This is a genomic window from Streptococcus sp. KCJ4932 (assembly GCF_004352745.1).
GTDB lineage: Bacteria > Bacillota > Bacilli > Lactobacillales > Streptococcaceae > Streptococcus > Streptococcus ruminicola.
Genome location: NZ_SJWW01000004.1, coordinates 1 through 24,576 on the forward strand (window position 1 = coordinate 1; position 24,576 = coordinate 24,576).

General features: G+C 36.2%; 20 protein-coding genes and 3 tRNA genes. 3 read left to right on the forward strand and 20 right to left on the reverse strand.

Features of this window, described 5'->3' with window-relative positions; genetic code table 11:
• Positions 1-540: 540 nt before the first annotated feature.
• The 17 genes from ftsH to E0E02_RS02550 form a co-directional block, all read right to left on the reverse strand.
• On the reverse strand, positions 541-2,514 hold the full coding sequence (gene ftsH, locus E0E02_RS02470; RefSeq protein WP_133017763.1) for an ATP-dependent zinc metalloprotease FtsH: 1,974 nt from the start codon (positions 2,512-2,514) through the stop codon (positions 541-543).
• 20 nt (positions 2,515-2,534) lie between these two features.
• The gene (hpt, locus tag E0E02_RS02475; protein WP_074561122.1) at positions 2,535-3,077 is read right to left on the reverse strand and encodes a hypoxanthine phosphoribosyltransferase; all 543 of its coding nucleotides are present in this window, start codon (positions 3,075-3,077) and stop codon (positions 2,535-2,537) included.
• Positions 3,078-3,081: 4 nt separating this feature from the next.
• Entirely contained in the window at positions 3,082-4,347 is a 1,266-nt protein-coding gene (gene tilS, locus E0E02_RS02480; RefSeq protein WP_133017764.1) for a tRNA lysidine(34) synthetase TilS, read from the reverse strand.
• Positions 4,348-4,357: 10 nt separating this feature from the next.
• Positions 4,358-5,644 (reverse strand): serine hydrolase, encoded by a 1,287-nt coding sequence (locus E0E02_RS02485; RefSeq protein ID WP_133017765.1) that lies wholly within the window; start codon positions 5,642-5,644, stop codon positions 4,358-4,360.
• 12 nt (positions 5,645-5,656) lie between these two features.
• Positions 5,657-5,779 carry an SP_0009 family protein gene (locus tag E0E02_RS02490; RefSeq protein WP_020915958.1) on the reverse strand — a complete coding sequence of 41 codons (123 nt, stop codon included), beginning with the start codon at positions 5,777-5,779 and terminating at the stop codon, positions 5,657-5,659.
• 1 nt (position 5,780) lies between these two features.
• Positions 5,781-6,152: a septum formation initiator family protein gene (locus E0E02_RS02495; RefSeq protein WP_006531200.1), complete on the reverse strand. Its 372-nt coding sequence runs from the start codon at positions 6,150-6,152 to the stop codon at positions 5,781-5,783.
• Positions 6,139-6,411 (reverse strand): RNA-binding S4 domain-containing protein, encoded by a 273-nt coding sequence (locus tag E0E02_RS02500; RefSeq protein WP_006531199.1) that lies wholly within the window; start codon positions 6,409-6,411, stop codon positions 6,139-6,141. The genes E0E02_RS02495 and E0E02_RS02500 overlap by 14 nt, the downstream gene beginning before the upstream one ends.
• 137 nt (positions 6,412-6,548) lie before the next feature.
• Entirely contained in the window at positions 6,549-7,103 is a 555-nt protein-coding gene (locus tag E0E02_RS02505; protein ID WP_074869672.1) for a helix-turn-helix transcriptional regulator, read from the reverse strand.
• 104 nt (positions 7,104-7,207) lie between these two features.
• Positions 7,208-10,699 (reverse strand): transcription-repair coupling factor, encoded by a 3,492-nt coding sequence (mfd, locus tag E0E02_RS02510; RefSeq protein ID WP_133017807.1) that lies wholly within the window; start codon positions 10,697-10,699, stop codon positions 7,208-7,210.
• Between the two features lie 4 nt (positions 10,700-10,703).
• Positions 10,704-11,273 carry an aminoacyl-tRNA hydrolase gene (gene pth, locus E0E02_RS02515; protein ID WP_074564734.1) on the reverse strand — a complete coding sequence of 190 codons (570 nt, stop codon included), beginning with the start codon at positions 11,271-11,273 and terminating at the stop codon, positions 10,704-10,706.
• A 76-nt stretch (positions 11,274-11,349) separates the two neighbouring features.
• Positions 11,350-12,465 (reverse strand): redox-regulated ATPase YchF, encoded by a 1,116-nt coding sequence (ychF, locus tag E0E02_RS02520; protein WP_074564732.1) that lies wholly within the window; start codon positions 12,463-12,465, stop codon positions 11,350-11,352.
• Between the two features lie 99 nt (positions 12,466-12,564).
• Complete coding sequence (locus tag E0E02_RS02525) at positions 12,565-12,756, reverse strand: DUF951 domain-containing protein (RefSeq protein ID WP_006531193.1); 192 nt, start codon at positions 12,754-12,756, stop codon at positions 12,565-12,567.
• Positions 12,757-12,766: 10 nt separating this feature from the next.
• A complete protein-coding gene (locus tag E0E02_RS02530) occupies positions 12,767-13,651 on the reverse strand; it encodes a diacylglycerol kinase family protein (protein ID WP_133017766.1) in 885 nt (294 codons plus the stop codon).
• Positions 13,652-13,781: 130 nt separating this feature from the next.
• A complete protein-coding gene (gene dnaN, locus E0E02_RS02535) occupies positions 13,782-14,918 on the reverse strand; it encodes a DNA polymerase III subunit beta (RefSeq protein ID WP_039696079.1) in 1,137 nt (378 codons plus the stop codon).
• Between the two features lie 159 nt (positions 14,919-15,077).
• Complete coding sequence (gene dnaA / locus E0E02_RS02540; protein ID WP_133017767.1) at positions 15,078-16,433, reverse strand: chromosomal replication initiator protein DnaA; 1,356 nt, start codon at positions 16,431-16,433, stop codon at positions 15,078-15,080.
• 203 nt (positions 16,434-16,636) lie between these two features.
• Positions 16,637-17,419, reverse strand: coding sequence for a ParB/RepB/Spo0J family partition protein (locus E0E02_RS02545; protein WP_074564726.1), 783 nt, complete (start codon positions 17,417-17,419; stop codon positions 16,637-16,639).
• Positions 17,420-17,477: 58 nt separating this feature from the next.
• Positions 17,478-18,731 (reverse strand): trypsin-like peptidase domain-containing protein, encoded by a 1,254-nt coding sequence (locus E0E02_RS02550; protein ID WP_074564724.1) that lies wholly within the window; start codon positions 18,729-18,731, stop codon positions 17,478-17,480.
• Positions 18,732-18,946: 215 nt separating this feature from the next.
• Here E0E02_RS02550 and rlmH point away from each other — a divergent pair, with 215 nt between their 5' ends.
• On the forward strand, positions 18,947-19,426 hold the full coding sequence (rlmH, locus tag E0E02_RS02555) for a 23S rRNA (pseudouridine(1915)-N(3))-methyltransferase RlmH (protein WP_074564722.1): 480 nt from the start codon (positions 18,947-18,949) through the stop codon (positions 19,424-19,426).
• Between the two features lie 92 nt (positions 19,427-19,518).
• Here rlmH and E0E02_RS02560 read toward each other — a convergent pair.
• Positions 19,519-19,592: transfer RNA gene (locus E0E02_RS02560), tRNA-Arg, on the reverse strand.
• A gap of 332 nt (positions 19,593-19,924) precedes the next feature.
• Here E0E02_RS02560 and E0E02_RS02565 point away from each other — a divergent pair.
• A tRNA-Glu gene (locus E0E02_RS02565) sits at positions 19,925-19,996 on the forward strand.
• A gap of 31 nt (positions 19,997-20,027) precedes the next feature.
• A tRNA-Asn gene (locus E0E02_RS02570) sits at positions 20,028-20,101 on the forward strand.
• A gap of 139 nt (positions 20,102-20,240) precedes the next feature.
• Here E0E02_RS02570 and E0E02_RS02575 read toward each other — a convergent pair.
• Both E0E02_RS02575 and E0E02_RS02580 read right to left on the reverse strand, forming a co-directional pair.
• Positions 20,241-22,817: a YfhO family protein gene (locus tag E0E02_RS02575; protein ID WP_133017768.1), complete on the reverse strand. Its 2,577-nt coding sequence runs from the start codon at positions 22,815-22,817 to the stop codon at positions 20,241-20,243.
• Between the two features lie 89 nt (positions 22,818-22,906).
• The gene (locus E0E02_RS02580; protein WP_004233679.1) at positions 22,907-24,529 is read right to left on the reverse strand and encodes an ATP-binding cassette domain-containing protein; all 1,623 of its coding nucleotides are present in this window, start codon (positions 24,527-24,529) and stop codon (positions 22,907-22,909) included.
• Between the last annotated feature and the right edge of the window lie 47 nt (positions 24,530-24,576).

Genomic DNA, 24,576 nt, shown 5'->3' on the forward strand with positions numbered 1-24,576 from the left:
TGAGCCAGGATCAAACTCTCATTTAATCTTGTTCTCATTCTGTCACTGACAGATTTATCGTTTTTGACAGGTTACTTCCGTAACCCGCACGTTTGGTTCGTATTGTTCAGTTTTCAAAGGTCTTTGTCTCATCAGAGACAACTTCTATATTCTATCAAATTTGAAACGCTTTGTCAACATCTTTTTTCAAGAAATTTTCAAGTTCTTTTCAAATTTGTTGCCGTCGCCCTCTCGAACAACAGCTATATTAGTTTATCATTTCTATCACGCTTTGTCAAGAACTTTTTTTAAGTTTTTTTAAAGCCTTCTGAAATGTTTGCTGCCTCAAACAACAGCTTATTTAGTATACTAAACTTCATTTCCTCTGTCAACAGGTTTTTTAGCTTTTTTTGATTTATTCTAGCCACCTTCATATTAGCAGCTAATAAGCCCGTTTTTAAGCATATTATTTGAGCACTACTTTTCTATTGGGAGATAAAAAAAGAAGGCTCTACGAGCCTTCTTTTGTCTTTTCTGACTGTTTTCTACCTATTATGTAGATTATTCTTCAGAATCATCCATTTTTTCTTTGACTTCATCATATGAAAGAGCGTGTGCTTCTTCTGTATCGTTTTCTAATTCTTCAGGAACTTTACCTGTTTCATAGATAGATTTAATTTGTGCAGCATCAAGTGTTTCATATTTAAGAAGTGCTTCAGCAATAAGTTTATGAGTTTCACGATTATTATTAATAATATCAGCCGCTTTATTACGTGCTTCATTTAGAAGTGCGCGAACTTCATCATCAATCATTTGTGCTGTTTGAGGTGAGTATGATTTTTCTGGTGAAACTTGACCTGCCATAATAGCATGATTACCCTCATATTGGACTGGGCCTAGTTTTTCACTCATACCATATTCGGTTACCATGGCACGAGCCAATTGAGTTGCTTGTTCAAAGTCATTTGATGCACCAGTTGTTTGAGCATTAAAAATAATTTCTTCTGCAACACGTCCACCCATCAAACCAGCTAATTGTTCTTTAAGATCAGACTTAGAGTGTAACATTTGATCTTCTTTTGGAAGAGCAATCATGTATCCACCAGCACGTCCACGAGGGACAATTGTAACTTTATGGACAACTCGAGCACTTGAAAGCACTAAACCAACAATTGTGTGTCCAGCTTCATGGTAAGCAACCATTTCGCGTTCACGTTGTGAAATAGTACGGTCTTTCTTAGAAGGACCTGCAATAACTCTATCTTCGGCTTCATCAATATCTGAAGCATCAATTTTAGTTTTATTACGACGTGCAGCAACCAAGGCAGCTTCATTCAAGACATTTTCAAGATCAGCACCGACAAATCCAGGGGTTTGTTGTGCAACAACTTTTAAGTTAACATCTTCTGCCAATGGTTTGTTTTTAGCATGTACTCGAAGAATAGCTTCACGTCCTTTAACGTCTGGACTTCCTACAAGAATCTTACGGTCAAAACGCCCTGGACGTAAAAGAGCAGGGTCTAGGACATCGCTACGGTTAGTTGCGGCAATAACAATGATGTTTTCGTTTCCTTCAAAACCATCCATTTCAATAAGGAGTTGGTTAAGAGTTTGTTCACGTTCATCATTTCCGCCACCCATACCAGCACCACGTCTGCGACCAACAGCATCGATTTCATCGATAAAGATAATCGCACGTTCAGCTTTCTTAGCATCTTCAAAGAGTGATCGAACACGACTCGCACCGACACCCACAAACATTTCAACAAAATCAGAACCTGAAATTGAGAAGAATGGGACGCCAGCTTCACCAGCGACAGCTTTCGCAAGTAATGTTTTACCTGTTCCTGGAGGGCCTTCAAGAAGGACTCCGGCTGGAATACGAGCACCGAGTGCTTTATATTTCTTAGGATTTTTCAAGAAATCAACAACTTCAACAAGTTCTTGTTTTTCTTCCTCTGCTCCAGCAACATCTGAGAATCTTACTTTAACATCACCTTTATTTTGTGACTTAGCACGATTCTTACCAAAACTCATCGCACCACGTGCACCATTACCACCTTGATTCATCATCATGAAGAAGAAGGCAATCACTAGAATAAGTGGAAGATAAGTTAGTGCCAAAGATAGCCAAGCTCCGCTTGAACTTTCTTGCTTAATGTTTACATCAACGTCAGCTTTTTGAGCTGCTTTAGTAAGTGTATCAATAGAGGAATCACTTGGTAAAATAATTGATGTAAACTCAGTAACTGATGTTAAGTTATTTCCTTCTAAGAAAGGAAGAGAGGCACTTGATTTTGTCTTTTTAGGTTTCGAATACTTACCACTTACTTCAATAATGCTACCGTTTGGCTGGTAAGTAATCGATTTAATATCACCCGCTTTAATTTGTTTAACCAAAGTCGAGTAATTAATTTGCTGGCTTTGTGTACTTGTTCCTCTCAAATAGTATTGAAATGCGGTAATTGCCGCAATAATAACAAGAATATAAATAAAGGAATTTTTAACAAAGCCATTATTTTTGTTATTTTTCATATATGACTAACGACTTTCTACTAATTTGAATAGATTTCTTCTTTCAAAACGCCAACATATGGTAAATTACGGTAACGTTCAGCATAGTCAAGACCAAACCCTACAATAAATTCGTTTGGAACATCGTAGCAGACATAGTCAGCTTCGATGTCAACAACACGACCTTCTGGTTTATCAAAAAGGGTTGCGATTTTTACTGAATTTGCTTTACGGTATTTGAACATATCACGAAGGTATTTTAGAGTACGACCTGTATCGATAATATCTTCGATAAAGACAACATCACGACCTTCAATGTTCGTATCAACGTCTTTAAGGATTTTTACTTCACCACTGCTTTTTACTCCGCCGTGGTAGCTAGAGACAACCATAAAATCAATTTCGACATGTGTGTCGATATGTTTAATCAATTCTGCCATAAAAGGTACAGAACCTTTCAAAACACCAATTAATAGAGGATTTTTACCTTCATAGTCTTTTGTAAGTTGTGCGCCTAATTCTTTGGTTTTGGCAATAATCTCCTCTTCAGAATACAACACTTTTTCAATATCTTGTTCAAGCATGACATCACCTATTTCTAATTTTTTCAATATACAATTTGCCCTCCATTATATCATGTTTAGAGGGTTTTCTCAAATAAGTTTTATCAGCAACCTGGACAAAAATAATTTTTCCATCCTGCTCGCCGATAATAGCATTAGCACGTTCTTGACTTGGAATTTTCTCATCGATAAAAAGCCTACGCAATTTTTTCGAAAAATCTCCAAAATCAATGCGGTCACCTTCCTGTCTTTTTCTCAAAAGAATAGGATTTAAACTGTAAATGGCTATGCCTTCCTTATCTTTGCTAACAAATTGAAATTGAAACTGACCATAATTGACTATACTGTTATATTCTAGCATCTTTTGAGCTAGTTCCCCATCGGTCTTAGGGCTGATTTTTTTCACTTGAAATGTTTCATAATCTTTAACTAGCCAGTAATCTGATTTCACATGATAGTTAGCATTAGATTTATTTCTTAAAAGATGCAACATTTCCTCAAACTGTCCATGAGACACTTGCAATTCAGGAAAGTTTTCAAGGTAATTTTGAAAAAGAAGGGCTTGAACTGCAGGAGTCTGAGCTAGAAATTGAGAACAATTTGTTGGATCAATATCCTTTGTTAAATCCTGAAAAGCTTGGAAAAGTTGCTGACTTTCATTTCCAAGATAACGAAGGGCTTGTTTAAATTTAGGATTTTCTTCCTCTAAAATTGGAAAATAACGATTCCTAATACGATTTCTCAAAAAATCTAAAGAGCGATTGGTATCATCCTCAAAGTGGAAGATATCAGGTAACTCTTTTTTAGAATATGCCAAAAATGGTCGAATCAATTCACCATCACCAAATGCATTCACGGTTTGCATTCCTGATAAATGGCGTAAACGACTGCCACGTAACAGTCGCATAAAAATCGTCTCAGCTTGGTCATCGGCATGATGTGCTGTTACAAGCGCTGTATAAGAATGCTCAGCCATCAACTCTTTAAAAAACTTGTAACGAAAATCACGCGCAGCTGTTTCCGAAAAAGCCCCAGAAAAGTAGGCTACATAAATCGGAATTTGGTGCTCTTTTGCCCATTCTCGCAAATAAGCTTCTTCAGTGTCTGACTCAAGACGTTGTTTATGATTCACGTGAGCAATGGCAATATCTACTCCGAGTTTTTTTCGGTATATATACAAAAAGTGTAGCAGATTCATAGAATCTACTCCACCTGATACAGCTATTAAAACTTTTTTATGTTTGGCAAAATAAGCCTTTTTTTGAATTTCTTTTACTAATTTATCATACATAAGACTTCACTTATTTCAAAATGTTGTAAACGTCATTAGCGATATTTGAAATATCGTCGTAAGAAGCTTTATCTGTAAAAATTGACAAAATAAAAGGTTGATTAGCATAAACGATAGCAACATCGTGTCTGTAATCATAAGCATCACCGATTTTGTGAGCTACCTGAACATTAATATCTTTAGAGATACGTGCATTATCAAATGCTGTTGATGATAGATATGAGATAATATCTCCATTTTGCTGATAGATAGCTTCCATTAAATCAGCAGCTGTTTTAGAAGACATTTCACGTGTCTTCATATCAAAATTAGTATTGGTTACAGCACTAATGTCTGAGGTGAAATGTTCACCATATTGTTTAGCGACATAATAACCTAAAATATTTGTCGCAACGTTATCAGAGTTCTGACATACAGCTTTTAATAAATCTTCAACGCTGTAATCCTTATTATCAGCTGTTTTGCTAATTTTTCCGCTACCGCTTGGGTTATAAGCTTTAGCAAAGGTATTCACATCAGCAGTGTATTTTAGTTTATCATCCATCTTAACACTGCCATCCTGAATTTTTTCTTCAACGTAATACAGTGTCGCTAATTTGGCAACACTAGCTGCATACATTGTTGTATCAGGATTAATCCCTGCTGTTTCTTGGGTTGACAGTTGTTTAACGTAGATGGAATAGTTACCTTTATTGTACTTCTGATTGAGAACCTGCTGAACTTTTTCCATACGGTTATCAGTATCAGACAAAGCTTCTTCGCTAATCCATCCTTTACCATCAACTTTATAATAAGTTCCATGATGAGTTGTCGCTTTTTGTGAAACAGTAACTGCTGAATAAGCGTTTAAATCTGTCTTCACTTCTTGTGTTCCAACCACATATGGTGATTGATAAACTTGAAAGCCTTCCCTTAGCCAGTAGTTTTCTGACAGTGACTCTTGGCTAAGAATAACATCATCGTAAATCAACTGGCGGCTAGCTTCAATATAATTACCATCTGATAGCTCAAAAACAGGTTGAGAGTTATCATTAATCAGAATACTAACAATATCCAATTGACTATTAGCAGCGATTGTTCTAGAAACAACTGTTAGATTACTATCTTTATAAATCTCGCTAGTTTTAGCAAGGACTGGATTTGATGGCACAGCATCAAAGTAAGTTGTCGATGCTGCCACACCAGCTGTCAATTGGTATTTTGCTGCATTACTTAAATCAACATTTTTTTCGGTACTAACAACAGAAAGAGAAGTCAAGAAAAATGGTATTAGCATCACTGCGAATAGTTTTTTCATTGGCTCCTCCTTTCATTCTTTTTTAGTTGATTGATGATTTTCTTCTCGTAATTTTTGATTTTCTTCAGCCAATTCTTCTAGCTTTTCATCAGAATAAGCTAAAAATTTTTCAATAGTTTCGATTAAATTTTCCATATTATTTTGGTAATAGATTTGGCAATGGATAAACCGTTTCGCCTGAACGTGATAAGTAGTATTTAGCACGAGCATACTTCTCAACATAATTTTCATCTTTCAAACGATTAGCCAAAACTTTTTCAGCGTCCGTTTCAACAACAAGATTGTCGTAAGTTTTCTGAAGTGACACAACTTTATCTTTACGCTCTTGTAATGTTTGGTAACTTTTAACTAGGTTGTAAGTTGGCAAAATAAACAACAACATAACAACAATCAAAATCCATCCCATAAAACGATTACGTTTACGATTTTCTTCTTCCATGTAACGTTTTTTGGTGTTTTCATCATTGATGTATTGATTGTTCAATTGAACGATATTAGGCTTCTCCATCCGCTTCTATCCTTGTTTCATTAATAATTTCATACATCTTAGTGGCGTCTTCTTTTTTGGTACTATCTTTCATTTCCAAAACGCGCACTGTCAGTAATTTATTTCCAAAACGAATTTCAACTTCGTCGTTAATTTTTAAATCAGTTGATGATTTAGCTAAGATACCATTTACTTTAATACGCCCTTTATCAGCTACTTCTTTAGCAACTGGACGGCGTTTTATAATACGGGATACTTTTAAATATTTATCTAATCTCATAATATTCTACCTCGCAATCTTTTCTATTTTATCACTTTTTTTCAGAAAATAGATGTTTTCAATCTGTTTGTTAAGATAATGTAATAAAAAGAGAGCTTGCGCTCTCTTAGTTCTACTAAAGTTAGATAGACGGTGTTTTAATAAAAAACTAGGGTAGAAACGACAACTCCAACAAAGAAAATAAGCCAAGTGACAGTTAACAAACTAAAGACAAACCACACCTCTCTAAAAAAGTTTATCTTAACCTTTTTCTCTGGATTAAAAAAATTGAGAATGTCTGCATAAGTCTGAAGTTCGCGATTTTTTACAATATATAATATTTGAAAAAGAGAATAAGCAACTGGCATTACTAATAAAGTCAAAATGGCAACTACTTGCCCTTTATCAAATAAATAACGTGTTCCAAACACAACTGAAAAAATAAACCAAGAAATTCCTCCAAGAATAAGCCATTTCTTAAATTGCGACTGGTCCACCTGATGTTTCATAATATCAACATCTCCTTTAATTAGATGATCTAAGGAAACATCAAAATAATTAGCCATCAACAAAAGTGAATTGATATCAGGGTAAGTCTTGCCCCTCTCCCAATTGGAAATTGTTTGACGTGAAACATAAAGTTTTTCTGCTAACTCTTCTTGAGAGAGATTCTTTTCTCTTCTCAATTCAGCTAATCTGCGTTCAAATTCCATTTTGACCTCCTTGACAATACCAGTCTAAACTTTACCAAAAAGTTTACCATAAAATCTCTTTGCTAAACTAGCTTTCTACTGTCAAAAGGCTTTGACATTTAGTCTTATTTAGCTTTTCTTGCTTTAATCTCAGCTAGCATGCTACCAAATTTTTGGAGTTCTTCTAAAATTTCATAGTCCTTTTTACCTCTAACATTAAAGGTAATTTCAATTCTACCTTGGTTCTCACCGATTCGGGCTTTCAAATCTGTCTTAGAAAGAGCCTCAAAATAATCTTGAGTCAAATAATGTTGTAGCGAAGCTTTTTCAAAACGCACCAAAAGATTATTATCTTTACGTTCAACAAGTTCTGTAAAGGCATTGTCCATGTAGGATTTCACAAGACCAATCTCAAGAAGGTAAGCGACTTGATCTGGGTATTCTCCAAAACGGTCAATCAATTCATCTTGTAAACTTTGGTAATCTTTAAGACTCTCAATTTCACGGATACGTTTGTAAATTTCAATTTTTTGACGCTCGTCATCAATGTACTCACTTGGAAGATAAGCATCGATTTGGAGGTTAATTTCAGCATTACTCTTACGACGTACTTGAGATTTACCTTGTTTCTTAGCAATCGCTTCTTCTAATAATTGAGAATACATCTCAAAACCGACAGAATCAATAAAACCGCTCTGTGAAGCACCTAAGATATTTCCTGCACCACGAATAGATAAGTCACGCATGGCAATTTTGAACCCAGAACCAAGCTCTGTAAATCCTTTGATGGCATCTAAGCGTTTTTCAGAGACTTCAGTCAAAATCTTATCTGGACGGTACATGAGATAAGCATAGGCAATACGATTAGAACGACCAACACGACCACGAAGTTGATACAAGGTTGACAAGCCCATGTGGTCAGCATTTTCAATGAACAAGGTATTGACGTTAGAAATATCAACACCTGTCTCAATAATCGTTGTGGCAACGAGAACATCGTAAACACCCTCAATAAAGTCCATCAAGGTGTTTTCAAGCTGAATTTCACTCATTTGACCATGAACGAATCCAATACTTGCTTCAGGCACCAATTCTTGTAATTCAGAAACTTTTTGATCAATCGTATCAACACGATTGTAAACGTAGAAAATTTGACCACCACGATCAATTTCACGAATAATGGCTTCGCGAATCAACCCAGGATTAGTTTCCAAAACATAAGTCTGAACAGGGTAACGATTTGTCGGTGGTGTTTCAATCACAGATAAATCACGGATACCAAGCATAGACATGTGAAGGGTACGAGGAATTGGAGTTGCTGTTAAGGTTAAGACATCAACTTTAGTCTTAAGCTCTTTTAGTTTTTCCTTGTGTTTAACGCCAAAACGTTGTTCTTCATCGATAATAATCAAGCCCAAATCTGCAAACTCTACATCTTTAGATAAAAGTCTGTGAGTTCCGATAATAATATCAACTTGACCTTTTTTCAATTTTTCCAAAGTGGCTGTCTGCTCTTTTTTACTTTGGAAACGACTAAGCACATCAACGGCAACAGGATAATTCTCAAAACGCTCTGAGAAATTTGTAAAGTGTTGCTGAGCAAGCACGGTAGTCGGCACCAAAACGGCTACTTGTTTGTGGTCTTTAACAGCCTTAAAGGCGGCACGCATAGCAACTTCCGTTTTACCAAAACCAACATCACCAACCAAAAGTCGGTCCATCGGTTTTTCTTCTTCCATATCGTGTTTGATTTCTCTTATAGAACGAAGTTGGTCTTCTGTCTCTACGTAAGCAAAGTCGTCATCAAACTCTTTTTGCAAGTCATCGTCCGGTGAGAAGGCAAAACCTTTCAGTTGACTACGTTCTGCGTATAGTTTCAACAAATCATCAGCAATATCTTCAACTTGTTTAGAAACCTTTTGTTTCGTTTTTTGGAAACGTCCATCGTTCAATTTGTTGATTTTTGGCTCTTTACCATCAGCAGAAACATATTTTGATAGACTTTCAATTTGTTCCACAGGAAGAGAAATCGTTGAAGATCCTTGGTATTGAATCGTTAAATAGTCACGGTGTACCCCATGAATTTCAATGGTTTCAATTCCTAAAAATTGACCGATTCCATGAACATGGTGAACCACATAATCACCCTTAGAAAGCTCATTGTAATCTTTCAAACGTTCTGCATTGCTGATATTTGAACGACGAATACGACGTTTGACTTTTTTATGATAAATTTCGTGCTCAGTGATTAAAACAATTTTATCGTCAGCAAAGTAAAAACCATTTGATAAATTGCCAACTACTAATTGAGCTTGATGTTCTTGTAAATCATTTGCACCAACTATCGGCAAATCCAAACCATATTCTTGCAGGTTCTCTTGTAGACGTTCTAAACCATGCTGCGTATCTGATTGAACTAAAATAGTGGCTTTTGATTTTTGATAACGATTAATCTCATCAATCAAAAGTGGAAATTGATTGAAGAATTCTTGCATCGGGTATTGGGTGAAATTGTGTAATTTATCAAATTTCAGATTTCCCAATCCTTTATGGAAGTTTGAAAAGAAGGTTGCTGGTTGGTATTGACGTAATTCCTTATAAATATCAGCAAAGTAAACCAAACTTGACACAGCTTTACCACGCTGTAAATCTTCTGTCAATAGATTAGCAACCTCTAAATCAAACTTAGCATTGCGGTCAACCAACTTTTGAAAATCATCAAAGAAGACTGGTGTCCCTTTTGGAATATAATCGAGAAGTGTCCACTCTTTAGCATAAAAGAGAGACAAAAAACGTCTAATGTCTTGATGTCTATACTGCTCTTGTGTAGCTGCGTAAAGTTCACTCAAATAAGCTTGTTGGTCATCCTTTGCAGTTTCAAGATACCTCTCAAAAGCTTGACTAGCTCTAGCAAAGTCATCTTCTGACAAAATCAACTCATCTGCTGGATAAATCGTTACTTGTTCAACATTGCTAAGAGATTTTTGAGTCTGTGCATCAAATTGACGAATACCATCAACTTCATCACCAAAGAATTCCAAGCGGTACGGATAATCTGCTGTAATCTCATAGATATCGACAATATCACCACGTCGGCTAAACTCGCCAGGATTCAAAACCTGAGAAACTTTTTGATAACCAACGTTTGACAAGACCTTTACAACCTTGTCAAGGTTGTAATCCTCTCCGACAAGAAAATTCAATTGACTTTCTGAGTAAGTTTTAGGATTTGGCAACAAAACACGAGTACCAACTAGACTCGTAATCAAGATACCTGATTGTTTTTTATCTTGTAAAAAATTCAAAGCTTCTAAGCGAGAATGAGCTTTATCCATCGAAGCAAAAATGAATTCTGCAGCAGCAACATCATCCGCAAAAAACGTATAAACCTTATCCTCACCAATCAAACTAGATAAATCACTAGCCAATTTTTCAACTTCATTTTGAGTTGAGGTGATAATCACTATTTTTTCTTCATTAGCTTGATAAGCTGAAGCTATAGCAAGAGCTCTACTTGCTCCCGACAAACCCATAATAAGCTGTCTACCAAGATTAGACACGCCTGCATGCCAACTTTGGATTAGCTTATTTTGGCTAAATAAATCGATAATATTCATAGATTTACCCATTAAATTTTTGCATTGTTTTTACAAAATCAGCTTCCTGTAAATAAAATTGAACAGCATCATTAACTTTTTCTAGTGTGTTAGTGACTGTGATATAGTCATTCTTGTCAAATTTTCCAAGCACATGGTCAACAACTGAGCGACCTTGTTTAGGACGTCCAATCCCAACTTTAATACGGTCAAACGCTTGTGTCCCTGTGTGTGCAATAATTGACTTGATACCATTATGACCACCAGCTGAGCCTTTTTGACGAAGACGAATACGCCCGACTTCCATATCTAGGTCATCATAAATCACCATAAAATCTTCAATGGCAATATTATAATAAGTCAGCAAAGCATGTACCGCAATTCCTGAATTATTCATAAATGTAGTTGGTTTGACCAAGTACACTTTTTCACCATTGATAAAGGCAGAGCCAACTTCTGCTTTGAAGTTTTTGTCTTCTGAAAAAGTCACATTCAAATCTTTAGCTAGACGATCAATTGCCATAAATCCGATATTGTGGCGCGTTTCGTGATATTTACTGCCTGGATTTCCCAGACCAACGATCATTTTTACCATTATTTTTTCCTTTCAAATGTCAAAAGGGCTGGAAAAAATTTTTCCAACCTCATTTGATTTTCAATTATTAGTTAGCTTAGACGTTAAAGCGGAATTCCATGATGTCACCATCTTGAACCACATATTCTTTCCCTTCTTCACGAAGACGACCTGCCTCTTTAACAGCTTTTTCTGAACCGTATTTGATTAAATCATCATAAGACATTGTAATCGCACGGATAAATCCACGTTCGAAGTCAGAGTGAATGATACCAGCTGCTTGAGGAGCTTTAATACCACGTTTGAATGTCCAAGCGCGAACTTCTTTTTCACCTGCAGTGAAGTAAGTTCCAAGACCTAGCAAGTGGTAAGCTGCACGAGTCAAACGATCGACACCAGATTCTTTCAATCCAAGATCTTCAAGGAAGAATTCTTTATCTTCATCATCAAGTTCAGAGATTTCTTCCTCTGCACGCGCTGAGATAACAACAACTTCAGCATTTTCAGTTGCTGCGAATTCACGAATTTGTTTTACGTATTCGATATCGTCTGGATTAGCAACTTTATCTTCGTCAACGTTTGCTACGTAAAGAACTGGTTTTGTTGTCAAAAGGAACAATTGTTTAACAATTTTTTGTTCATCTTCTGTAAATTCAATTGTACGAGCTGATTTACCATCTTCAAGTACTGGTTTGATTTTTTGAAGAACGTTAAATTCTGCAACAGAATCTTTGTCTTTTTGTGTACGTGCTACTTTTTCGACACGCGCATAACGTTTGTTAACAGATTCCAAGTCAGCAAGAATCAATTCCAAGTTAATAGTATCGATGTCAGCAAGTGGGTCAACAAAGGCATCTTCACGCCCTTGTTCACGCATAACGTTCTCGTCATCAAAAGCACGAACAACGTGAACAATCGCATCAACTTCACGGATGTTAGCAAGGAATTTGTTACCAAGACCTTCACCACGAGAAGCCCCTTTTACGATACCTGCAATATCAGTAAATTCAAATGTTGTTGGGACTGTTTTTTTAGGGGTGATAAGCTCAGTTAATTTTTGTAGGCGTTCATCAGGAACTTCTACCATACCAACATTAGGATCGATTGTCGCGAAAGGATAGTTAGCAGCTTCCGCACCTGCTTTAGTAATCGCATTAAAAAGAGTTGATTTTCCGACGTTTGGTAAACCAACAATACCTGCTGTTAAAGCCATATTTTATTAGTCTCCGTTAAATTTATTCAATCACAACTATTATAGCATAAAATCACTTAAAAAAGCCCGCTATATGCGCAGACTTAATGATTTTAAATATTATAATACTTTCTTCAACTTGCGTTCAAAATCATGACGGCTCATCATGACAATATGATCACAATTGGTGCAACGAATTTTAATATCTGCTCCAATGCGAATCACTTCCCACTCGTTGGCTTTTTTGCCAGTTGCTTTAACGGTACACGCATGAGGTTTCTTCATCTCAACAAGACTTCCGATTTCGTACATGATTTCTCCTTTACAAATAAATATAACGTTTTTGCGGCGTTAATGTGACTTCATCAAACGACATGATTTCACCATCAATCTCAATTAAACTTTTTTCAGGATTTTTTATGGTCACACTTTTGTAGGGATGATGCTGCAGGTAAGGGGAATGCTCATGTACTTTAAGAACTAAACTTAATAAAACAAGCACACGTTCCCACAAGGTTTCACCTTTGGCATACACGCAGTCTAGCTGTTCCAAATAAGCTGTGGCATGTGGCCAAATCATAACACCACCACCAAAGTAAGTATTGTTAGCCAGCGAAAAGAAAAACTGATTTCTAAGTTCAAGGACTTCTCCTGCTTCTGTCTCTAGACAAAGTGAAGCAAAAGCTGGTTTCTTAATCAAGCATTGAATCGCTGTTAGGATGTAAGTCAATTTTCCTAAATGATATTTGTTCAGTTTAGCTTTTAGCTGAGACTGTTCAACATGATTAATAACCCAAGAAGCAAACCCCAAATCTAAACTGTTTAAAACCAAGCCATTTTGGTAAGTATAAACCGTAATTTCTTTTGGAGCTTGCTTAGTCGACTCAATAAGGTGTGTTAATTCTTTTTTCAATCCAAGAGCACGCGCAAAATCATTTCCTGATCCCATTGGATAATACGCAAAGGGAATATCAGCTGGCAGGTAATATAAAACTTTGGATAAGGTGCCATCACCACCAAGAATCAATAATCTATCTTTCTCAGGTTGAAAGGTCTCTAAAACATCATTGACTTGATTTTCTTCGTCATCTGGATACCGCGTCAGAAAAACAGCCATCTCTTGATTCAATTCATTTTTCAACCTTGTAATAACTTCTTTGGCACTACGATTTCCTGAATGAGGATTAGCAATAATATAAAGTGTCATATCAAGAAATATTATAACATAAAAAGCAAGAGCACTGTATAGACAGTGCCCTTGCTGGAGATTATGAAAAAGAAAAGTTTTAGGATGATTATAGTATACGAATTCATCCTTAAAGTTTCCTTAAAGAATTTTAGTTTGTACGAACCGGTGTGATTAATTGAATAAAGTTTTCAGCATCATCACCTGGCATCAACGTAAATGGACGAACTGGTGAGATAAAGCGAATCACAACTGTTTCACTCTTCAAGGCTTTAAGAGCTTCAATCAAGTAAGTTGGGTTAAAGCTGATTGTCAAATCACTACCTGATTGGTCAATGATATCCAATTCTTCGTTAACTTTACCAACTTCAGGAGAGTTAACGTGAGCTGAAACGCTGTTATTTGTAATTTCAAGCTTAACAGTACCATTTTGTGTGGCATTTGAAATCAAATGAGCACGTTCCATAGCTGAACGAAGAGCACCTGTATTGAAGGTAACTTCTGTTTCAAATGAATTTGTCAACAAACGGTCTGTATCAGGATAATTTCCCTCTAATAGACGTGTATAGAAGCTAATGTAGTCACTTCTGAAAAGCATTTGACTATCTGAGAAGAAGACTTCTACTGTTTCAATATCATCTGTGAAAACTGCTGCAAATTCACGAAGAGATTTACTTGGGATAACAACGTTAAAGTCGTTTGAAGTATTGTCTAAAGTTAATTTGCGTTGGCTCATGCGATGTGAGTCAGTAGCGACAGCTTTGAAATCTTTGTGGTCGCTAAGCACCATGTGAACACCAGTTAAAATTGGACGACTTTCTTGAAGGCTAGCTGCAAAAGCTGTTTCTGTAATGATTGACTTCAATAATTTTGTTTCAATAACTAGAGGATTTTCAGTAGCCATTTCTTGAAGACGTGGGTAAAGGTCAACATCTTTCCCTTTAAGAGTGATTTCTGATTTACCACTTGTCAAAACGATTTGGTGATGTTCAATTTCTTCAAAATCTAAAGTAACATCTGGAAGACTTGAAACAATGTTAATAAAGAAGTTTGCTTCTAATAGAACTGCACCTGGTGATGTAATCAAAAGACCTGCATTTTCATTAGAAGTTGGAATAGTATTTTCAATTGAAATTTGTCCATTTGAACCTGTTAAGGTGATGTTACTATTTTGAACTTCAATTTTGATAGTAGATAATACAGGAATTGCATTCTTCGAAGAGATTGCTCTCTTGGTAGCATTCAATGCTTGAAGAAAGAATGATTTATTAATTGAGAATTTTATCATGAAGATAACTCCTTTAATTTATAAGTATTAAGTTAGTAGTAGTAGTAGGTCTTGTTTATACTGTTGATAACTCCAAAAATGCTATAAAAATCGCGGAATAAGAGTTGTTAACAACCTGTGGATAAATCGCATATTTTTTTTGCTACTTATCCACAATGCTTATTTGATCTTGTTTTTGATGGTTTCAATTTCGATTCGCAAACTATCGTCTTGAGCCAGCATATTTTTGATTTTATTATAGGCATGAAGAACGGTAGAGTGGTCACGGCCACCAAATTCTTTTCCGATTTTTGGAAGAGAGTTATCAGTCATCTCACGCGCCAAATACATGGCTACCTGACGTGCCAAAACAATATCTTGCGTACGTTTAGTAGCTTTGATTTCTTTGACAGTGACTCCGTAGAATTTCCCAACTTGACTTTGAATTTCTTCTATTGGGATAACCGTCATTTTCGGACCATCTTGCTTACGAGCTCGAATGGCTTCAGCAGCAATATCGACGGTGATGGTTTGGACTTTTTTAATACTTGCCACAAGGCTAATATCTTTTAAAGCCCCTTCGAGGTCACGGACGTTAGAATCAAATTGTCCAGCAAGATATTCAATGGTATCTTGAGGGAAAATGTAATCGTACTCTTGTGTTTTATTGGTCAAAATTGCCACGCGTGTTTCAAAATCAGGAGGAGTGATATTAATTGTCAAGCCCCATTTGAAGCGCGTGACCAAACGTTGTTCCAGATTGTCGAGATGATCTGGCGTGCGGTCACTGGTCAGTACGATTTGTTTGTTGTTATCGTAAAGAGCGTTGAAAGTGTTGAAAAACTCTTCTTGCGTACCAGATAATGTTTTTTTGGCGAGTGATTGAATATCATCAATCAGCAAAACATCAAGATTACGGAATTTTTCTTTCAATTCTTCCATAGTATCCAATCGAATATGGATAACAAATTCATTGATGAAATTTTCAGCTGTGATGTATTTTACACGCGCTTTGGGGTTATTTTGCAATACCGCATTACCAATGGCATTTAGCAAGTGAGTTTTTCCGAGTCCAGGTCCACCCCAGATAAATAAAGGGTTGTAAGTAGTCCCTGGAGCGTCCGCAACGGCATAAGACGCAGAAAAGGCCCAACGGTTTTCATCACCTTGGACAAAGTTGTCAAAAGTATACTTTGTATTTAAGTCTGAATCAACCTGGGGCAGGTGGTTTTTTTGTGGTGTTTGGAGAACTTGGGAAGTTGCTTCTTCTACTGCTTGTTTAGCTAAATCTTCTTCGAAGACATAGTTCACGACAATTTCAGCATTATAAACCTCAAAACCAGCCGTTAAAATGATTGGTTTTAAATTTTTATCCCAAAAGAGTTCTTTCATAGGATCTAGGTAAATCGTCGCCGTATTTTGCTCAATTTGAATTAATCGAGCATCTAAAACAAAAAATTCATAAGTTGCTTGTTTTAGTTGACTTTTTGCCAGTTCAAGGACCCTATTCCAAAAAATTTGTTCATTTTCAGTCATAGTCTATTCCTTTTTGTGGATAATTCATAAATTATTTTAACATAAAATCTCAAAGTTTTCCACAACTGTGAAAATAAAAAATCCACACTGTTTATAGGAGTTTTCCACAGGGTGTGGACAACACAAAAAAAGGCCTAAAATCAGTGATTTTAGCCGCTTTTTCTTGTGGAAAACTATGAAATTGAAAATGAGAAATTCACAAGCTATTTTAGCCTGTTGATAATTCTGTTTAAGTCTTCTTCTGATTGAAAATGTAATTGTAAGTCTCCTTTAAAGCCACTTTTAGAAAGTGATAAGGTGACAGGGAGACCTAATAATTTTGATAATTCTTCTTCTTGATGACGGATAAAAATATCTTTTTTGCTTACTTTAGAAGATGTTTTTTTCTTTTTAGTAGATTTTACAGCTTGTTCGAGTTTGCGAACGCTCATATCCTCGCTCAGAATTTTTTGGTACCACTTCTCCTGCTCTTTTTCGTCCTTAAGTGTCAGCAGCACACGCGCGTGTCCTTGAGAAAGTTCACCTTTTTCGACGGCATGAGAAATAATCGTCGGTAAATTCAATAAGCGCAAGCAATTAGTGATATATGGTCGTGATTTTCCCATAAATTGTGCCAACTCTTCGTGAGTCATTTGGTTTTTATCGAGCAATTGCTGATAAGCTTTGGCTTCTTCAATAGGATTGAGGTCAGAGCGCTGCAAATTTTCGACAATGGCAAGCTGCATGCTTTCTTTATTAGTAATATCTTTTATAATTGCAGGAATTTCGCTTAAACCAGCCATTTTTGATGCTTTAAGACGTCTTTCTCCTGCAATGAGCTCGTAACCAAAAATATCTGAGTTACGTACGATTATCGGCTGTATGAGGCCGTTTGCTTTTATTGAGCGAGAAAGCTCTTCTAATTCTTCTTGCTTAAATTTCAAACGAGGTTGGTAAGGATTTGGAGCAATATCGTCAATAGGTATGAGATTAAGTGTTTCAATCATAGTTTTTTCCTTTAAAAAATGAAGCTGAGAAGCTCAGCCTCATTAGTTTTTAGTTAAATTATTGATTTGATGAAGAGAGGTCTTGTGTTGTTTTCGTTAGTTTAATAGTTTCTGTTTTCTTTTCAGTACCACGATAGAAGGTTACCTTAATAGAATCTCCAGTTGAATGACCGTAAAGGACACTTTGAAGATCTGTGATAGAAGAAACATCTTTATCATCGATAGCTGTAATCACATCGTATTTTTTAAGTGTTCCTTCAGCAGGCATACCTGATTGAACTGAAGCAACGACGATACCAGCTGTGACGCTAGTTGGAATATTTAGGCGACTGATTGTTGTTGTTGACAAATCGCTTAGGTTAGCCATTGTGATACCAAGTGCTGGACGGATAACTTTTCCGTTTGCTTCTAATTGATTAATAATTTTAACCACATCATTAGCTGGAATAGCAAATCCCATACCTTCTACAGAATTACCTGATCCAGAATCTGAGGTAGAAGAAATTTTACTTGAATTAATACCAATCACTTGTCCTTCAATGTTAATCAAAGCACCACCAGAGTTACCTGGGTTAATAGCGGCATCAGTTTGGATAGCATTCGTTGAAATTGTTTCGCCATCATCGTTAGTCATTGTGACTGTACGGCTTAGACTTGAGATAATCCCTTGGGTTACTGAGTTAGCGTAATCAGTACCTAGAGGGCTACCAATAGCAATGGCTGTTTCACCAACAGTAATTTTATCTGAATCAGCAAATTCAGCTACTGTTGTGACTTTATCAGAAGAAATTTTGACAACGGCGATATCTGAGTAAGTATCGGCACCGACTAATTCACCAACTACTTTTGTACCGTCAGAAAGCATGATTTCGATTTGACTAGCGCCATCGACAACGTGGTTATTAGTAACGACGTAAGCAGAATTGCCATCTTTTTTGTAAATAACCCCAGAACCTTCACTAGCGATGCTTAAATCACTATCTGAGCCATTATTATTAGTGTTATTATCTAAATTGCCACCAAACATTTGCATATACAAATCATTTGAAGAGCTATTTGATTGATAATTGATGACTGATACGACTGCTTCTCCCACTTTTTCGACAGCTTTCGTCGTATCATTAGTATTTGAGTAACTTACTTTACTTGTTGTGGTTTTTGTACTTGAACCACTAACATTATTAATAGAGATGCCAGCCATATTCAACATGAGTAAGGTCCCAGCAACTCCTCCGATGAAACCAACTAAAATAACGGATAGTGGTTTAAGGATTTTTTTGTAATTGACTTTTCGAAATTTTATTTTTTTCACGTCTCTTCCTCCCTTTTTTTATTCACAGATAGCATATAAAAAACGACTTAATTATACCTTAAAAGATAAAAAAAATAAAGTAATCCACAGGCTGTGGAAAACTTTTTAAATTTGTTCAAAAATCCCTAAAATATAGCGATATTGAGCCTAATTACAGATTGTTAACATGTGGATAATGTGTGAAAAGCTTGTGAATATGTGGTAAAATAGAAGGCATGAAAGTAAAAATTATTGCTGTTGGAAAATTAAAAGAAAAATACTTAAAAGATGGTATTGCGGAGTATGGTAAACGCATGAGTCGCTTTGCCAAATTTGAAATTGTTGAGTTGCCCGATGAAAAAACACCAGATAATGCGAGTGAGGCGCAAAATCACCAAATCATGGAAAAAGAGGGTGACCGTATTTTAGCTAAAATCTCTGAGCGCGATTACGTCATTGTTTTAGCTATTGAAGGTAAACAATTCCCATCAGAAGAATTTAGTAAGATTATCGCCGATGCAACTTTGAGAGGTTATTCAGACATTGTATTTGTCATTGGAGGTAGCCTAGGTCTAGCTGACAAGGTAAAAAAACGTGCAAATCTCAAAATGAGTTTTGGTTTACTAACTTTACCTCATCAGTTAATGCGCCTAGTTTTATCTGAGCAAATTTATCGAGCTTTCATGATACAACAAGGAAGTCCTTATCATAAGTAAAAAGCAGTTCAATTTGAACTGCTTTTTCTAGTTTCATGTGAAACACTACTAGTGGAGAAAATAAAAAAGCCGGCTAAAGCCGGCTTAAGATTTGATCCCAGCAGGATTCGAACCTGCGACCGTTCGCTTAGAAGGCGAATGCTCTATCCAGCTGAGCTATGAGACCATATCAACTTAATCATTCTATCAAAATAACAGCTTTTCTGTCAACTAAAAATCGTACTTTACGCTAGCCTGGATGGTTTTTAAAAAGTAAAGAATAGGTAAAAGAAAAAAATACTTTTTTACTAGTAAACACTTTTTCTTATTTACCGAAAGTTCACCTGTAAATGCTTGATATTAAAGGCTTTTTAGCACGTTAAAATTGTTTGAATTTTTTGGCGATAATTTAGTGCAAAAAAACTTCAAAAAAAGTAAAAAAAATTGAAAAAAACTATAGACAAAGAAAAAATATCTGGTATAATAATAAGAGTGTTGAGGGGAAATCCTAAAACTTCTGGTCCGTTGGTCAAGGGGTTAAGACACCGCCTTTTCACGGCGGTAACACGGGTTCGAATCCCGTACGGACTATAAAACTACTGCTTAGCAGTTTTTTTGTTTATCCGGCATAGCTCAGTTGGTAGTAGCGCATGACTGTTAATCATGATGTCGTAGGTTCGAGTCCTACTGCCGGAGTGATAAGACACCTTCCTAAGTTTTACTTAGGATTTTTTATTGCCTAAAAAGAGCTAGAACAATTGTTCTAGCTCTTTTGGTGTTTATTTAACACTTTCTAGATAATCAAGTAAACAAAAAAGTATCCAAGGGATACTTTTTATTTTTTTCGTTTTCTGGCGATATTGTAACAGATAAATAGAAGGAGTCCAACTGATGATAACATTGTTCCTTCTTTAAAGCCTGTAGGCAGATAAGTCAGAACGACTTTGCCTTTTCCAGACTTGACGTCAACTTTCATAAAGCCGTCTTGAGCTTTTGATAAAGTGATTTTTTGGCCATTTTGAGTAGCTGTCCAACCTTTATCGTATGGAATAGTAAATAGGAGTGATGAAGCCTTGTCGGCTTTGTAGGTAGCTGTTACAGTGTTTTTATTGGTAGTAACTTTAACCTTTTGGCGATTAATGATTTCCATAGCCTTTTGATAGCTTGTCGTATCTAAGGCATAAAAGTTTGGTTGGTTAAAGGATACTTGGTTATTTTCAGGGAATGAAAGAGTAACATGCAAAGTTTGACTATCTTCAAAATATCCAAGATCAAAGAAAGTGTAGGCATTATCAGTTGTATATTCTGCCATTTTACCATTGACAGTAATTTGGACCTTCTGGCTATTTTCATTAGAGAAGGTGATATTTGGAACGCTGATATAAAGTTGCGTATTAGGAGCGACAGTAAGGTTATAATCAGCATGCGAATTTAATTGTCCGTCATTACTAGTGGTTACACGACCATTTAGAAGATTAGCTCCTCCTGATAATTGGGAAGCCACACGCGTGAAGTATTTTTCAGATAAGCCAGTGAGATTGTTCATCCAGTTAGTTTGGTTGTCAAGCGTGTTGACACTGAAGTCAATATCTTTGTAAAGACCATTGGTTAGAATTGCTAATTGGCTAGCGTATTGATTTTCATATAGTGATGTATTACCAGAGTTATCAAGGTAACGGAATCCAAATTTGTTGATATCAGTTTCTGAAAGATTGTATTTGACAGCAAATAAATTATCCATTAGCAAGGTATTATTTTGATAACGAAGGTTTAGATTCGTTCCAGTTGACTTAAAACCGAGTCGATCTAGTGTGCTGCTGGATGTCGTGTTTCGAATAGATGAGAACTGAGAAATACCATGATAATTGTATTTCATGCTGTCATTACCTGTTTGAGGAAGGAGCTCCTCGGTACGATAAAATGTCGTGTTTAGTTTTTGACTTTTTTGAATGAGTTTTTCAGTATCTGTCAAATTAAGCTCATAACTTTGACGAGAAGGAAAGACCCATTCGCTATTTAGGGCTGTAATTTGATAATAGGTGTTAAGTGAAGTTTCAAATACTGTAAAGAGAAGTGTAAAGCTAATGAATAAATTAAATGTTAAGTACTGCTTAGCGTAGCTAATTAATATAATGGTGTAAGCAGCTAAGAAAGAAAAGGTGATAATGATTTGTGGTGCTTCTAAAAATTGATAATGATTTTTGAGCAGTACCGTAGTTAAAAAGCCAAGCCCTAGTGGAACAATACCAATAAGGTAATGCTTAACAGTTAATTCTTTGAGACGTGACAACGTTTCTGCGGCCAAAAGAATCACCATTAGTGAAAATGCCCAAGAATAACGGTGCAGAAACATATTTGGTGAGTGCATTCCTTGCCACATTAAATCTAATGGTTCAAGGTAAAAACTAGCAATAATGAGTAGTAAAACAATACCGTAAGCTAAACGTGTTTGCCATTTGATTGACTTGATGGTAAAGAAGATAATAGCTAAGATTAAAGGGAAAATCCCTACATAAATCATAGGAATTGAGCCAAATTTTGTTGTGTCATAAGCACCAACAAAGTTTTTGGCAAATAAGTCTAGGAACCACGAATTTTCTGTAAACCATTCTGTAAAGGTAGAGAATTTCTCACCGTGCGTTGACAGGTCCAAGTAAGTAGGTAGCAGCATGACACAGCTAGATAATCCAGCTAAGATTGACACTACTGTAAAGTCTACAAATTGACGTCCTCTTATTTTCCAGTGGTTTTCCTTACTGATTTGAACAAGAAAATAAAGCACAAGGAAAATAGCAACCATATAACCAAAGTAGTAATTTTGAATAAAGAGAATGGTTAACGTCAGGTAATATAAGATGAATTTTTTCTGATTTAGTAATCGATTAAGTCCTAGAATAATGAGCGGCAAAAGGATGAAGACATCCAGCCACATATTAATCTCAATCTGGCTAATAGCAAAGCTCATCAGCGCATATGAGCTTGAGAGGATAACGGTAAATGGTTTTAATACCTTTGGATACAGTTGGCGTAGGCTATAAAAGCTAGTTAATCCCATGCAAGCAACTTTTAACAATGTAAAGAGATAAATGGCATCGGGCATGCTTTTTAAGCTAAAGAAGTAGACAAAAGGTGAGAAGAAACTACCAAGATAATAGCTGATTAAAGCATAAAAATTTAATCCCAGCCCACTGGTAAAGGTATAAAATAGACTATCTGAACCGTGTAAAATATTTCGTAAATTTTCAGCGAAAATAACGTATTGGTGAAAGCCATCACTAGCTAAAATAGTTGTCTCACCGTTAAAGGAAATATTTTCAGCCAAAAGGGCTAGAAATAAAATTACAAAAGGCAAGAAGAATGCTGTTAGGTAGTAAATGGTGTTATTTGTTAGTTTAAAAGATTTTAGTTTCATAATGTTAGTAAGACAGGTTGAGATAATAATCCCAACCTGTTTCTTTTCTATAATGTAAAATATGGTAATGTCGTTTTAGATTACGACGATTAGTCTTTCCAAAGTTCTTTAACTTTTGCTTGAACTTCTTCATTTTCAAGGAATTCATCATAAGTTTCATCGATACGGTCAATCACACCATTTTTAGAAATGACAACGATGTGGTTGGCAAGTGTTTGGATGAACTCGTGGTCGTGACTCGCAAAGATGATAGATTCTTTGAAGTCTTTCAAGCCATCATTCAAGCTTGAGATTGATTCCAAGTCTAAGTGGTTAGTTGGGTCATCAAGGACAAGAACGTTTGATTTGAGAAGCATCAATTTAGAAAGCATCACGCGCACTTTTTCTCCCCCTGAAAGAACGCTAACTGATTTGTTAACTTCATCTCCAGAGAAGAGCATACGACCTAGGAATCCACGAAGGAATGTATTATCGTCTTCTTCTTTAGAAGCAAATTGACGAAGCCATTCAAGGATTGACTCACCTGAAGCAAAATCACGTGAGTTATCTTTTGGAAGGTAAGAGCGACTTGTTGTAACACCCCATTTGATAGTTCCTTCGTATTCGATATCATCCATCAATGCACGAATAAGAGCTGTTGTTTGAATATCGTTTTGTCCGATGAAGGCTGTTTTATCACCTGGACGTAGGATAAAGCTGATATTATCGAGAACAGTCTCACCATCGATTTTAACAGACAAGTTTTCGACTGTTAGAAGGTCCTTACCAAGTTCACGCTCAGCTTTGAAGTTGATGAATGGGTATTTACGACTTGATGGAACAATTTCTTCAAGTTCGATTTTATCAAGCATTTTCTTACGAGAAGTGGCTTGTTTTGATTTAGAAGCGTTGGCAGAGAAGCGAGCAACGAATTCTTGCAATTCTTTGATTTTTTCTTCTGCTTTAGCGTTACGGTCAGCTTGCAGGCGAGCAGCAAGTTCAGATGATTGTTTCCAGAAGTCATAGTTACCGACGTAAAGTTTGATTTTACCAAAATCAAGGTCAGCCATGTGTGTACATACTTTGTTCAAGAAGTGACGGTCATGGGATACGACGATGACTGTATTTTCAAAGTCAATCAAGAAGTCTTCTAACCAAGTGATAGATTGGATGTCAAGACCATTGGTTGGTTCGTCAAGAAGAAGAACATCTGGTTTACCAAAAAGAGCTTTGGCAAGGAGAACTTTCACCTTGTCACCATTAGCAAGTTCGCTCATGTTTTGGTAGTGAAGGTCTTCTGGAATATTAAGGTTTTGGAGCAATTGTGAAGCTTCACTCTCAGCTTCCCAACCGCCAAGCTCAGCGAATTCACTTTCTAATTCTGCTGCACGGACACCATCTTCATCTGAAAAGTCAGGTTTCATGTAGATAGCGTCTTTTTCTTTCATGATATTGTAAAGGCGTTCATTCCCCATGATAACGACATCAATCGCACGTTCTTCTTCGTAGTCAAAGTGATTTTGACGAAGAACAGATAGACGTTCGTCTGGACCAAGGGAAACATGACCTGTTGTTGGTTCAATATCTCCTGCCAAGATTTTTAAAAATGTAGATTTTCCTGCACCGTTGGCACCGATTAAACCATAGGTATTTCCAGCTGTAAAGTTGATGTTAACCTCATCAAACAGTTTTCTATCGCTGAAACGTAGTGATACATCAGAAACTGTAAGCAATTTTTCACCTCATATTATTTATCTATAAGCTCATTGTACATGAAAAA